Source organism: Pandoraea cepalis, assembly GCF_902459625.1.
GTDB lineage: Bacteria > Pseudomonadota > Gammaproteobacteria > Burkholderiales > Burkholderiaceae > Pandoraea > Pandoraea cepalis.
Map to the genome: position 1 here is coordinate 352,407 of NZ_CABPRY010000002.1, position 13,252 is coordinate 365,658.

At 64.7% G+C, this 13,252-nt stretch carries 12 protein-coding genes; 8 read left to right on the plus strand and 4 right to left on the minus strand.

The annotated features are described in order from the left end of the window. Positions 1-39: 39 nt before the first annotated feature. The gene (locus PCE31107_RS06505) at positions 40-1,323 is read right to left on the minus strand and encodes a glucarate dehydratase family protein (RefSeq protein WP_150607280.1); all 1,284 of its coding nucleotides are present in this window, start codon (positions 1,321-1,323) and stop codon (positions 40-42) included. A 311-nt stretch (positions 1,324-1,634) separates the two neighbouring features. On the opposite strand from PCE31107_RS06505, the gene PCE31107_RS06510 reads away from it, so the two are divergent. From PCE31107_RS06510 to PCE31107_RS06540, 7 genes are all read left to right on the plus strand, one after another. Beyond that, positions 1,635-2,810: an ABC transporter substrate-binding protein gene (locus tag PCE31107_RS06510; RefSeq protein ID WP_150607282.1), complete on the plus strand. Its 1,176-nt coding sequence runs from the start codon at positions 1,635-1,637 to the stop codon at positions 2,808-2,810. A gap of 21 nt (positions 2,811-2,831) precedes the next feature. Continuing rightward, positions 2,832-3,914: an ABC transporter ATP-binding protein gene (locus PCE31107_RS06515; RefSeq protein ID WP_150607284.1), complete on the plus strand. Its 1,083-nt coding sequence runs from the start codon at positions 2,832-2,834 to the stop codon at positions 3,912-3,914. Then, on the plus strand, positions 3,911-4,792 hold the full coding sequence (locus PCE31107_RS06520) for an ABC transporter permease (RefSeq protein ID WP_150607286.1): 882 nt from the start codon (positions 3,911-3,913) through the stop codon (positions 4,790-4,792). The genes PCE31107_RS06515 and PCE31107_RS06520 overlap by 4 nt, the downstream gene beginning before the upstream one ends. 110 nt (positions 4,793-4,902) lie before the next feature. After that, a complete protein-coding gene (locus PCE31107_RS06525; protein ID WP_240756333.1) occupies positions 4,903-5,745 on the plus strand; it encodes an ABC transporter permease in 843 nt (280 codons plus the stop codon). A gap of 218 nt (positions 5,746-5,963) precedes the next feature. Then, entirely contained in the window at positions 5,964-6,356 is a 393-nt protein-coding gene (locus PCE31107_RS06530; protein WP_240756055.1) for a COG4315 family predicted lipoprotein, read from the plus strand. 176 nt (positions 6,357-6,532) lie between these two features. Beyond that, positions 6,533-7,096, plus strand: a complete 564-nt coding sequence (locus tag PCE31107_RS06535; RefSeq protein WP_130026927.1) for an RNA polymerase sigma factor — start codon at positions 6,533-6,535, stop codon at positions 7,094-7,096. Beyond that, positions 7,096-8,091: an anti-sigma factor gene (locus PCE31107_RS06540; protein ID WP_174966567.1), complete on the plus strand. Its 996-nt coding sequence runs from the start codon at positions 7,096-7,098 to the stop codon at positions 8,089-8,091. Before PCE31107_RS06535 ends, PCE31107_RS06540 begins: the two co-directional genes overlap by 1 nt. Before the next feature lie 144 nt (positions 8,092-8,235). On the opposite strand, the gene PCE31107_RS06545 is transcribed toward PCE31107_RS06540, so the two are convergent. Together PCE31107_RS06545 and kdgD are read right to left on the minus strand one after the other, a co-directional pair. Then, positions 8,236-9,810 carry an aldehyde dehydrogenase (NADP(+)) gene (locus tag PCE31107_RS06545; RefSeq protein WP_150607288.1) on the minus strand — a complete coding sequence of 525 codons (1,575 nt, stop codon included), beginning with the start codon at positions 9,808-9,810 and terminating at the stop codon, positions 8,236-8,238. Positions 9,811-9,821: 11 nt separating this feature from the next. Then, positions 9,822-10,733: a 5-dehydro-4-deoxyglucarate dehydratase gene (gene kdgD / locus PCE31107_RS06550; protein WP_017232956.1), complete on the minus strand. Its 912-nt coding sequence runs from the start codon at positions 10,731-10,733 to the stop codon at positions 9,822-9,824. A 386-nt stretch (positions 10,734-11,119) separates the two neighbouring features. Here kdgD and garD point away from each other — a divergent pair, with 386 nt between their 5' ends. Beyond that, complete coding sequence (gene garD / locus PCE31107_RS06555; RefSeq protein ID WP_150607630.1) at positions 11,120-12,727, plus strand: galactarate dehydratase; 1,608 nt, start codon at positions 11,120-11,122, stop codon at positions 12,725-12,727. Positions 12,728-12,744: 17 nt separating this feature from the next. Here garD and PCE31107_RS06560 read toward each other — a convergent pair whose 3' ends face one another. Beyond that, positions 12,745-13,221 (minus strand): nitrate reductase associated protein, encoded by a 477-nt coding sequence (locus PCE31107_RS06560; RefSeq protein ID WP_150607290.1) that lies wholly within the window; start codon positions 13,219-13,221, stop codon positions 12,745-12,747. Between the last annotated feature and the right edge of the window lie 31 nt (positions 13,222-13,252).

A 13,252-nucleotide genomic window follows, 5' to 3' on the forward strand; every position in this document is an offset into this window, starting at 1 on the left:
TGGACTTCGCTTGAAACGTTGTTGCATGCTCACGGGGAACTAAAAACGGGGGGCTCTGCCGCTCCAGTCGGGTTGGTATTTGCGCATCTGAATGGCGTCGTTGCGAGTGCGCACTCCGCAACGCAGAAACTGCTCATGCAACTTGGCTAACTGGTCCTGATCGATCTCGAGACCAAGCCCAGGGGCCTGCGTCACGGCGACTGCGCCATTGCGAATGGCGATCTTGCCGCCGCGCACGACTTCCTCGTCCGGCGCTTGCCACGGGTAATGCGTATCGCAGGCGTACGACAGGCGCGGCACGCTGGCAGCCAGATGGGTCATGGCCATCAAGCTGATGCCGAGGTGGGAGTTGGAATGCATCGACAGCCCGAGATCGAACGTCTCGCACATGCGCGCGAGCAATTGCGTGTCGCGCAAGCCGCCCCAGTAGTGATGGTCGGACAGGATGATCTGCGCGCCATTGAGCCGCACGTTCTCGCGGAACTGCCGCAGGTCGGTCACGACCATGTTCGTGGCGAGCGGCATGCCCGTGGCGCGATGCAGTTCCGCCATGCCTTCCAGCGTGGGCGTAGGATCTTCGTAGTACTCGAGATCGCCCGCGAGTTCGCGGCCCATCGCAATCGCGGTGGCGAGCGACCAGTTGCCGTTCGGATCGATGCGCAACGGCTTGTCCGGGAAAGCGCGCTTGAGCGCCTTGATGCACTTCACCTCTTCCGACGGTTCGAGCACCCCGGCCTTGAGCTTGATGCTGCCGAAGCCGTGGGCGTCGATCATCGTGCGCGCCTGGGCAACGAGTTGCTCGGCGTTGAGCGTTTCGCCCCAAGGGTCGAGCGGATAGCCGGTCGCCGGCATGTCGATGTGCTGCGCGTACTTGAAGAACAGATACGCGCTGTAAGGCACCTCGGGACGGACTGCGCCGCCGAGCAGTTCGACCAGCGGAATGCCGAGATGCCGCGCCTGCAGATCGAGGAAGGGCACCTCGAACGCGGCGTAGATCTTCTCGGCGTCCTTGCGCGGATCGGTGCCCGGCGCGAGTTCGTATTCCACGCGCTCACCGCGCACGCCCTGACGCACTACCGCCGCGACGCGCGCGCGCAAGCCGTTGGTGTCGAACGGATCCATGCCGATAAGGTGCGCTCGGGTGCTGTCAAGCAACGCCAGTACCGGCGCGTCGCCGTACGTTTCGCCGAGGCCCACGTGACCGTTATCGGTCTCGATCTCGATGATCGAACGCAGCGCATACGGCTCGTGAATGCCGGCCGCGTTAAGCAACGGTGGGTCGCGAAAGGCGATGGGGGTGATCGTGATGCGGTGAATTTTCACAGCGACTCATCCTCCGGCTCCAGGGGGAGCAGGGCAAGGGACGGAAACGCAAATTGCGTTTTATGGACTACTTTTACGTCATCGTATGACTGGCCGTAATTTAGGTGACGGACGGGACGTCTCTCTATCGGTGAAATCCCTGAGAAACGGCAAGAGATCCCTTTATAATCGCCTGAAAATGCGCAAATAAACAAACGCATAGGAATCTCTAAGGGAAATCTCTGAGACGTTTCGAGGTGTCTTCTGATTGCAAATTCAATACTCAAGTCATATGATGACTTACGAGAAATTCAACACGAAGAGGAGACAGCATGGCCTTCAGCCGCAGAGGATTCTGGCAACGCACACTCGGCGCACTCGCATGTGCGGCCGCATTGGGAAGCATCGCGAATACCGCAACCGCTGCGCCGGTCGCACTGAACATCGTGGACGTCGCAGGCAATCTCGCACTCACGCAGAAGGGCTTCGAGGCCTTCCGCGACAAATATCCGGATCTCGTCTCCAAGATCACGTTCACCAACGCGCCGGCCCCGCAACTGCCGGGCAAGATCAAGGCCATGCAAGCAGCGGGTCGTTCCGACATCGACATCGTGCTCACGGGTACCGATGCGCTTGCCGCCGGTATTCAGCAAAACCTCTGGCAGCGTCTGTTGCCTGACTACAGCGCAAAGTTGCCGGGCGTGCTCGACAAGTACTCGCCGAACGTGCGTGCGATGCAGGAACTCTCAAAGGGCTACGGCCTTACCGTGACGTATAGTCCGGCCGGACCGCTCATTGAATACAACCCGGCCAAGGTCAGTCATCCGCCGAAGACGGCCGCCGAACTGCTCTCGTGGTGCAAGGCCAATCCTGGAAAGCTGATTTATGCACGTCCTGCCAACTCGGGCCCGGGCCGCGCATTCCTCATGGGGTTGCCGTATCTGCTGGGCGACAAGGACCCGCACGATCCGATCAAGGGCTGGGACAAGACGTGGGCGTTCCTGAAGGAGCTCGATACGTGCATTCCCTATTACCCGGGCGGCACGTCGGCGGTGATGAAGGAACTGGGTGAGGGCAGTCGCGACATGACCGTGACCATGACGGGTTGGGACATCAACCCGCGCGCCTTGGGCATCGTGCCGGCAAGCTTCAAGGTGCAGGCCTTCGACAAGTTCACGTGGGTCAATGATGCGCATTACATCGTCGTGCCCAAGGGCGTCGCCAAAGAGAAGATGGATGTCATTCTCAAGCTGATCAACTTCATGCTCGAGCCTGCGCAACAGGCGCTCGCCTACGACGACGGCTACTTCTACCCGGGCCCCGCCGTGAAGGATGTGCCGCTGTCCGCCGCGCCGGCGAAGAGCCAGGAAGTAATCGCGAAGTATGGCCGTCCGGAATACGCGAAGCTCATCGCCGACTTCCCGCATGCCGTGCCGCTCGATGCGACCGCGATGGTCGCCGCATTCCAGAAGTGGGATGCCGAGATCGGCGCGCGGAAATCGAAGTGACCGGAGTGATCGGAGTCGTCCATGAAGCACAACTTTCAACACCTGCGCCTCGATAACGTTGCGCGCGCCTTCACCAACGCGGAAGGTCAGTCCGTGGCCGCCTTGAACGGCCTGGACCTGACCATCGAGCGAGGCGAATTCATCGCGCTGCTGGGGCCTTCGGGATGCGGTAAATCCACCGCGCTCAACTGTATTGCCGGACTCACGCCGCTGACCGGCGGCGCGATCTGGCTCGACGAAGAGCGCATTGACGTGTTGCCGAGCGAGAAGCGCGGCTTCGGCATGGTCTTTCAGAACTACGCGCTGTTCCCACACATGAGCGTGCTTGATAACGTGGGCTTCGGCCTGCGTATGCGCGGCATGCCGCGTGCGGAAATCGAGAAGCGAGCCCGTGCGGCGTTGCAACTCGTGCAGCTCGTGGGGCACGAGCGCAAGCTGCCGGGCCAGCTCTCGGGCGGGCAGCAGCAGCGCGTGGCCATCGCTCGCGCAATCGTGATCGAGCCGCCCGTCGTGCTGATGGACGAGCCGCTCTCGAACCTCGATGCGAAGTTGCGCATCGAGATGCGCGCCGAAATTCGCCGCATTCACGGCGAACTCGACCGCGCCACGATCTACGTAACGCACGATCAGGACGAAGCGCTCTCGATGGCCGATCGCATCGTGGTGATGAAGGAAGGCGTCGTGCAGCAGATCGGTGTGCCGCGCGATGTTTATTGCCGTCCGCGCAATCTGCATGTGGCGCGCTTCATGGGCTATCGCAACGTGTTCGACGTGTCGATCACGTCGGCGCAGGGCGATCGCGCCCGTGTGTCGAGCGGTGGTGCGTCGTTCGACGGCGTGCTCATGGAGTCGCCCGGCAACGAAGGCAAGGTCAGCGTGGCGATTCGTCCCGATGACTTTGAGCGTGCACAGGCCGCCAATGACAACGCTTTCGATACGGTCGTGGAGACCGTCGAATACGGTGGCCGCGATTCGTTGTTGCGGGTGGCGTCGCCCTTTGGTCCGTTGTATGCGCGCCTGCCCGGCGACTATGCCGTTGGCGAGCGCGTGCCGCTTTGCGTGCCGGCCGAGCGCACGCTCGTCTACGCCGGAGAGCGCGCATGAGTGCCACCGCATCCCCGTCGCTCACGCCGGCCGCGCGCTTCGACGGCCGTGGCTGGCTCGTCGCCCCGGCGCTCGTGTGCCTGCTCGCGATGTTCGTGTACCCGTTCGCCTACGGTCTGTTCCTGTCGTTTCAGCCGATGGAGGGCGGCGTCTTCGCGAATTACGTGAAGTTCTTCACCGACCCAACGCTGTGGCCGACGGTACTCATCACGCTCAAGCTCGCCGTGCCGGCCACGTTGATCAACGTCGGCGCGTCGATTCCGGCGGCGTTCGCGCTGCGCAAGAGTACGCGCGCGTCGAAGTTCGTGACGATGCTGCTGGTCGTGCCCGTCACGCTCGGCACGGTACTGATCGCCGACGGCATGCTGACGTACTATGGACCGAACGGCTGGTTCCCGCAGGCATTGCATGCGCTGCATCTCTACAGCGACGAAGTCCGTCTGACGCACAACTATTGGGGCGTGCTGATCTCGCTGGTGATCTCTGGCTTCCCGTTCGCGTTCCTGCTGATTCTGTCGTACGTAACCGGTATCGATCCGACGCTCGCGCGTGCGGCCGGCACGCTTGGCGCCGGGCCGTGGCAACAGTTCCGGCTGATCTATCTGCCGCTGCTGGTGCCGGGACTGACGATGGCGGCGTGCCTGTCGTTCGTGCAGGCGTTCTCGGTGTTCCCGTCGGCGGTGCTGCTCGGGGTACCGGCCGGGGCCACACGCGTGGTGTCGATTGCAGCGTATGAAGCCGCGTTCGAGAGCTACGACTACTCGCTGGCGTCGTGCGTGGCGATCGTGATGGGCTTCGTGCAATTGCTGATCGTGGCAGGGATGCTCGGCGCGCGCCGGGCCTTCTATAGCGGTCCGACCACGGGAGGCAAGGGATGAGCGCCACCAACAAGCATTTGGCCGGACCCCTGGCCGCGCAAAACGGAGATTTCATGACCACGCCTTCGCCCGTGAGTTCGCTGGCGGCTGCCCCCACGGCACGACGCAAGATGCGCCGTGAAGGACCGGGCTCGCGTCTGTGGCGTGTGCTGGTGTGGGGCGCGATGATCTTCTTCCTCGTGAACGTGGGGTTGATGATCGCCACCGTCGCGATGAACTCGCTGGCCACCCGCTGGTTCGGCACGCCGCTGCCGCAAGGCTTCACGCTGCATTGGTACGCACAGGCATGGCGCGATTTCCAGCTTGCCGATGTGCTCTGGGTCACCATGGAGGTCGTGGGTGCGGTCGTGCTGCTGTCGATCGCGCTGGGCGTGCCTGCAGCGTATGCGCTGGCGCGTGCGCAGTTCCCCGGCAAGAAGCTCGCGATGCTGGTGTTCCTGCTTCCGTTGATGGTGCCGCCGGTCACATACGGCATTCCGATGGCGACGGTGCTCTACAAGGTCGGGCTGGGGGGCACGCTCGCGGGGGTGATTCTTGCGAACCTCGTGCCGTCGCTGCCGTTCGTGATTCTCGTGATGACACCGTTCATCGAGCAGATCGATCCGAATCTCGAAGCCGCCGCGCGCATCTTCGGGGCCAACACGCTGAAGTATTTCCGCTACGTGTTGCTGCCGCTGCTGGTGCCGGGCATTCTCGCGGCCGGGTTGCTGGTGCTCGTACGCACCATCGGGATGTTCGAGCTCACGTTCTTCACGGCGGGTCCCGACACGCAGACGCTCGTCGTCGCGCTGTACTACGCGGTGTTCTCGACCGGTGTGCGGGCGCCGCAGTCGATCGACGCCATGGCCATGATCTATATGGCGATCACGCTGTTGTGGGTGCTCATCGCGCTGCAATTCGTGAGTCCGACGCAGCTCGTGAGCCGCGTCAAGGAAGCGCCGAAGGGAGAGTAGGTCGTTTAGGGTGCCGCCGTCGCCTTGGGAGGGTCCGGGGGGATGTGCGGCACGTGCCGCTTACGCTGCCATGGCACTGCCGTCCCCCGCTGTTCTCTTCTTCGCACCGCACTGCATTGCGGTGCACCAAAAAAATCACTGACATCGGACGGAATAAAGCGTCGCGACCGGGCGTTCTGAGAGTGTCGTCCCCGACATTTCATTCAGGAGCCAATGTCATGAACCAACGTCAATCGATGTCCTCCGTTCTCACCGCAATCGTGGCGGCCGCCGGTCTGTTCGCCGCTGCCGCTGCCCATGCCGAAGCCCCGCTCAAGGCGATGGGCGGCATGATGGTCGATAGCCAGAACCGTACCGTCTACACGTTCGACAAAGATGTGGCCGGCAGCGGCAAGAGCACCTGTAACGGCCCGTGTGCCGCCGCCTGGCCGCCCGTGATGGCCGCGCCGGGAGCGAAGGCCGAGGGCGATTACACCGTCGTGACGCGCGACGACGGCACGATGCAATGGGCCTACAAGGGCAAGCCGATGTATCGCTTCTCGAAGGACACTGCCCAGGGCGACATGAAGGGCAACGGCTTCAAGGACGTGTGGCACGTGGTCAAGCCCTGAGCGGGAGCGCACGCAGATCCGGCGGGGAGTACAGGGTGTTGGCGGTCTGGCCGGCCACGCGGCGTAGTGCAAAGTCGCGGCGGCTCAGTATAATTTCGCGGCAAGCGCCGACGGTCGTCGCCGGCGCTGCTTCGGACTGGCTTGACGCCAGGCACCCTCCGCCAGGACATTTGCCGATGACCGGTCAGGATTTGCCCAGCTTGCTCCCTGGCTTGTTGCCGCGCCTCTGGGCGTTCGCCCTGCGCATCACGGGCGATCGCCACGACGCCGAGGATCTCGTGCAACGTGCCTGCCTGCACGCGCTCGAGCGCGTGCATCAGTGGCAGCCCGGTACCTCGGCATTGAGCTGGATGTACCGCATCGTGCACACCACGTGGATCAACGAGATCCGTGCGCGTCGCGTCCGCTCGCGCGGCAGTCTGGCCTGGGACGACGCCGACGTCGAGGCGATTCCCGATCTTCAGGCGTCGTCGCCCGAAGACCTGGCCAGTTATCACCAGGTGTTTGGCGCCGTCGACCGTCTGCCCGAAGCGCAGCGGCTCGTGGTACTGCTCGTCGCGGTCGAAGGTCTGAGCTACCAGGAGGCGGCGCTCGTGCTCGACGTGCCCATCGGTACTGTCATGAGCCGCTTGTCACGCGCACGCCGCACCGTCGGCGACCAGTTCCGTCAATCCAAGGGGCAACCCCGCCGTGCCGACAACGTCGGCCCTGACGCCGGCGCACGTGAGGAGGATGCGTGATGAACGAAGACGATATCCGCCTGCTCGCGTACGTCGACGACACACTCCCCGCCGCCGAGCGGGCCGAGGTGGAAGCGGCCATTGGCGCGTCGCCCGAATTGGCCGACGCGGTCGAGGCGTTGCGCGCGTCGCGCCTGCCGTATCGGGAGACGTTCGCCGCACAAGTGATCCCGCCCGTGCCTGCCAGCCTGAGCGCCCATCTAGAGGCATTGCTGCGCGCGCATGCGCAGCGGCAGATGTCGACGCCGCAAGACGGTGCCGATGCCATGAAGCCGTTGACCCCGCTGTCGCCGGCCGCGTCCGTATCCGTCGATGCGTCCCTCAGTCCGCCCGCGGCGAACGATGCGCCCGCCGCCCGCCGCGTGCGCGCGGGGTGGCTGCTCGCCGCATTTGCGGCTGGCGTAGCGGCCACAGCGATCACCTTGCCCTGGTTGCCGGGCGCGCTGAGCCGGTTGGGCACGGGGGGCGGGGCACTCATGACCGCCTCGGTGACGGCGCCGCCGAAGTCGCCGCAAGGCACCACGTGGGTGCGCGCCGCCGCCGAATACCAGCAGCTCTATGTACGCGACACGGTCGCGTCGGTGCGGGTGGACGATGGCGACATCGCACGCACCGTCGGCGATATCCGTCACGACGACAAACTCGATATCAGCGTGCCCGATCTGCGCTCGCAGGGGCTTACGTTCAAGAGCGTTCAACGCCTGCGCTGGCAGGATCGAACGCTGGTGCAGATGGTGTACTTGCCGGAGACGGGCGACCCCGTCGCCCTTTGCGTGGTGCGCGACCCGCGTCCGGATCAGGACGTGGCGGAGCAGCAGATCGACCGGATGGGCGTGGTGACGTGGCGCAAGGGACAGCTTGGTTACGCGCTGATCGGCGCGCCGGGGGCAATCAACCTGAAGGCGGTCGCCAGGGGGCTTTCTCAGGGACAGGTCGCGCCGCTGTACGGTCTGGTGACGTTGCCGACGCACACGCAGGTGCCCGCGGCGTCGTAGCGGTGGTCAGCGCATCTATCGCATGCGCCGCATTCAACGCGCGCATTCAACACACCCAACGCGTCGTCCCCAAGACAAACGCCCTCGAAATCGAGGGCGTTTGTCTTTGCAGCAGTGACGTTTGCTACGCGTGGGGGCGGCGTGTCATGCCTGCGACATTGCGCCGTCGCGAAGTCGCCACAGGCCGAGCGGATTGCCTTCGCGCAGGGCTTCGGGCAACAGCGTGTCGGGCAGGTCCTGATAGCAGACCGGACGCAGGAACCGATCGATGGCCGTGGCGCCCACCGACGTGAACATTGCGTTCGACGTCGCCGGGAACGGACCGCCGTGGACCATCGCATGACACACCTCGACGCCGGTCGGGAAGCCGTTGGCGAGAATGCGTCCGGCGCGACGCTCCAGACTCGGCAGCAAGCGGCGCGCTGCCTCGGTATCGCCGGCGTCGAGTTGCAGCGTCGCCGTGAGCTGTCCTTCCAGACGCTCGGTGATCGCGATCATCTCTTCGACGGTATCGCAGGCAATCACGACCGATGCCGGGCCGAAGACTTCCTCATGCAGTGCCGGCGTAGCGAGGAATTCGGCGGCGCTCGTGCGGAAGAGGGCGGCTTGGCCCTGGCATGCCCCCCCTGCCTGACCGCGCGCGAGCAGCGTCACGTTCGGTTCGTCGACCAGTCGCGTCACGCCCTTGTCGTAGGCCTGATGAATGCCCGGCGTCAGCATCGTGCCGGCGGCTTTCGCGCCGAGCGCTTCGGTGGCCGTGCGGCAGAAGCGATCGAGCGCTTCACCTGCGATGCCCAGCACCATCCCCGGGTTGGTGCAGAACTGACCGACGCCCATCGTGAGCGAGTCGACGAAACCCTTGGCGATCGCTTCGCCGCGCGCGTTCAGCGCCTCGGGCAGCAAATACACCGGATTGATACTGCTCATTTCGGCATAGACCGGAATCGGTACGGCACGCGACTGCGCAATGCGTTGCAGCGCGAGGCCGCCGGTGCGTGACCCGGTAAAGCCCACGGCGGCAATCGCCGGATGCGCGACGAGCGCCTCGCCCACGGCGCGTTCGCCCACGAGCAGCGAGAACACCCCTTCCGGCAGGCCAAGCGCCTGCACTGCCGAGCGGATGGCGCGGGCCACGAGTTCCGATGTTCCCAGGTGCGCCGAATGTGCCTTGACGATCACCGGGCAACCCGCGGCAAACGCCGACGCCGTGTCGCCGCCCGCCACCGAAAACGCCAGCGGGAAGTTGCTCGCGCCGAACACGGCCACGGGACCGAGGCCGATCTTGGCCAGACGCAAGTCGCTGCGCGGCAGCGGCTCGCGCGCCGGCTGCGCCGGGTCGACGATGGCGTCGAGGAAGTGGCCGTCACGCACCACGCGGGCGAACATGCGCAGTTGGCCAACGGTGCGCCCACGCTCGCCTTGCAGGCGGGCGGCAGGCAATCCGGTCTCGGCGTGAGCACGCTCGATAAGTGCGTCGCCCAGATCGAGAATGGCCTGTGCGACGGCCTCCAGGAACTCGGCACGCTTGGCGAGCGGCAATGCGCGGAACGGGTCGAACGCGGCGCGAGCCAGCTCGCAAGCGCGTTCGACGTCTTGCGCGCTGCCCGCGCCGAACGCGGGCGTCAGCTGCTCGCCGCGCGACGGATCGAACGCTTCGAGCGTTCCCGCGTTGCCCCGCACGTTGGCGTGGCCGATCAACATCTCACCGGTAATTTGCATGCGTGGGCTCCTTAGCCTTCAACCTTCTTGATCAGCGCGTCGAGCATCTCGAGTTCGTTCGGCAGCAGGTCGGTCAGCGGCGCGCGCACCGGGCCGGCATCGCGACCGACGAGCTTCGCGCCCGCCTTGACGATACTCACGGCGTAGCCCGCGCGGCGGTTGCGGATTTCCAGGTACGGCAGGAAGAATGTGTCGAGCAGGCGGCCGATCGTGGCCTCGTCGTTCTCGCACACGGCGTGATAGAACGCCATGGCCGTCTTCGGAATGAAGTTGAAGACCGCCGATGAGTACACCGGCACGCCCAGCGCGCGGTAGGCTGCGGCATAGACTTCGGCCGTCGGCAGACCACCCAGATAAGAGAAGCGGTCGCCCATGCGGCGACGGATCTGCACCATGCGTTCGATATCGCCCACGCCGTCCTTGAAGCCGATCAGGTTCGGGCACGTCTCGGCAAGTCGCTCGAGTTGGTCGGCGCCGAGTTTCGAATTGGCACGGTTGTAGACGATCACGCCGATGTTGACCGAACGGCAGACCTGTTCGACGTGAGCGGCGATCCCGTCCAGGCTCGCTTCGGTCAGGTAGTGGGGCATGAGCAGCACGCCCTTGGCGCCAAGACGCTCGGCTTCCTGAGCGTATTCGATAGCCAGACGCGTCGGGCCGCCGGCGCCTGCCAGAATCGGCACCTTGCCTGCGCAGGTGTCGACGGCCGTCTTGATCACGGCGCTGTAATCGCGCGGGGTAAGCGAGAAGAATTCGCCCGTGCCGCCCGCCGCGAAAAGCGCCGTCGCACCGAACGGCGCCAGCCACTCAAGTCGGGCCGCGTAACCACGCGCGTTGAAGTCGCCGTTCGCGTCGAAGTCGGTGACGGGGAAAGACAACAAGCCGTCGGAGACGATCTGCTTGAGTTCTTGAGGTGCGGTCATGTCAAGAGTTCCTGTCGGCCACGGGGCCGTTTTCGATAAGGAAGAAAGAAGCTCAACCAGCGCTCGGCGCTGAGTTATATGTCATCGTATAACATGTAATGAAATCGAACAAGAGGCTGTTGAAAAGAATGGCAGTGGGATTAACCCGTACAAAGCTTGGAAGGGGGATTTCCCCGATTTATCCGCCAGACTTCAGGGGTACGCACAGCGCGAATCTAGATGTATGATGACGCATGAGTGGCGGCATGCGCGACAACGTCGAAATTCGACGCCGTTATGCGCGCTGGCCGAGAGAGTCTTCAGCGTCGATGGCGTATCGCATGTGTGAACCCGTGCAGGCGCCGCATCTCATCGGAAAACAGGAAGGAGTGAGCAACATGGCATCAATGACGGACGCGGGGCGCACGGACGCCGCGGGTGAAGGCGGGTCTGGGACGAAGGATGTGCCGCGCTATATTCGGATGCAGCCGGACGACAATGTCGCCATCGTCGTGAACGACGGCGGTTTGTCCGCCGGTCGCCGGTTTGCCGACGGACTCACGCTCGTGGACGCCGTGCCCCAGGGGCATAAGGTCGCGCTGAGCGATCTGGCCGAAGGGGCGCCGGTGATTCGCTACGGTGTGGTGATCGGCTATGCGGCGCGTGCGCTGCCCGCGGGCAGCTGGGTCAACGAGCGCAATCTGGTCATGCCCGAGGCGCCTTCGCTGGATCGCCTGCCGATCAGCACGCGGGTGCCCGCGTCACTGCCGCCGCTCGAGGGCTTCACGTTTCAGGGCTATCGCAATGCCGACGGATCGGTCGGTACCCGCAACATCCTGGCAATCACGACCACGGTGCAGTGCGTGGCCGGCGTGGTCGAATTTGCCGTCAAGCGGATCAAGGAGACGTTGCTGCCTCAGTATCCGAACGTCGACGACGTTGTCGGGCTGGAACACACCTACGGCTGCGGCGTGGCCATCGATGCGCCGGACGCCGACGTGCCGATCCGTACGCTGCGCAACATCTCCACGAACCCGAATTTCGGCGGCGAAGTGATGGTCGTGAGCCTCGGTTGCGAGAAGCTTCAGCCCGAGCGCCTCTTGCCGGCGGGCAGTATTCCGATCGGCAGCGCCAATGCGGATGGCAAGCCCGATACCGTCTGTCTGCAAGACGACGCGCACGTCGGCTTCCTGTCGATGATCGACTCGATCCTGGCAACGGCACGCACGCATCTGGAGCGTCTTAACGCGCGCCAGCGCGAGACGGTGCCGGCGTCGGAGCTGGTGGTGGGCGTGCAGTGCGGCGGCAGCGACGCGTTCTCCGGGGTGACGGCGAACCCGGCGGTGGGCTTCGCCACGGATTTGCTCGTGCGCGCGGGCGCGACGGTCATGTTCTCCGAAGTCACCGAGGTGCGCGATGGGATCGATCAACTTACGTCACGCGCGGCGACCCCGGAAGTGGCCGACGCGATGATTCGCGAGATGGCCTGGTACGACGCCTATCTCGAGCGCGGCCGCGTCGACCGCAGCGCCAACACCACGCCGGGCAACAAGCGCGGCGGGTTGTCGAACATTGTGGAAAAGGCGATGGGGTCGATCGTGAAGTCCGGCACGGGGCCGATTCACGGCGTGATCGCGCCGGGGGCCAAGCTTGACCGCTCGCGCCAGCGCGGGCTGATTTACGCCGCCACGCCAGCGAGCGATTTCGTCTGCGGCACGCTGCAACTCGCGGCGGGGATCAACATGCACGTCTTCACGACCGGACGCGGCACGCCTTACGGGCTGGCCGAGGTGCCCGTCGTCAAGGTGGCGACGCGCTCCGATCTGGCCCGTCGCTGGCATGACCTGATGGATGTCGACGCCGGGCGCATCGCCACGGGCGAAGCCACCATCGAAGACGTCGGCTGGCAGCTCTTTCACCTGATGCTCGCCGTGGCGAGCGGCGAGAAGACCTGGGCGGAACGCTGGGGCCTGCACAACGCGCTAGTCCTCTTTAACCCGGCGCCCGTGACCTGACCCCGGGGGGGGGCACTTCAGAGATCGGCCGGCGTTTGCGCCAGCCCGAACTCGAGCATGGCCGGGACAAAGCAATGATTGAGCGTGTCGCGCCGTGAGAGCTTCGCGAGCACATAGCGACGGAACGGCGTGAGCGCGGCCCAGTCGCCCACCGCGGGCGGCAGCAGGTCGGCCAGTTCGCACTGCTTGAGCAGTCCCGGCGGCAACGCGTTCGTATCCTGCCAGGCGGTAGGCGCAGGGTCGACGCTGCGCGCCACCGCTTGCCCGAGATACTGGTTCGCCATCTCGTCGAGACGCGCGGCAAAGTCCTCGTCGCCGGGCCTGCATGAGGCCAGCGCCTCGCGTGCCGCTTCGGGCAAGCGTTGCCAGTCGGCCAACGATAGATGTTGACCGTTGCGATCCAGATTGAAGCGAATCGCCATCGTGATGAACGTCAGGTTCTCGCAGGCCTCGATCTCGAAAACGAAGATCGGCAGACGCTGATAAAGATGCATGAGAGTCGCTCCCCGGGGCACGGCATCGGAA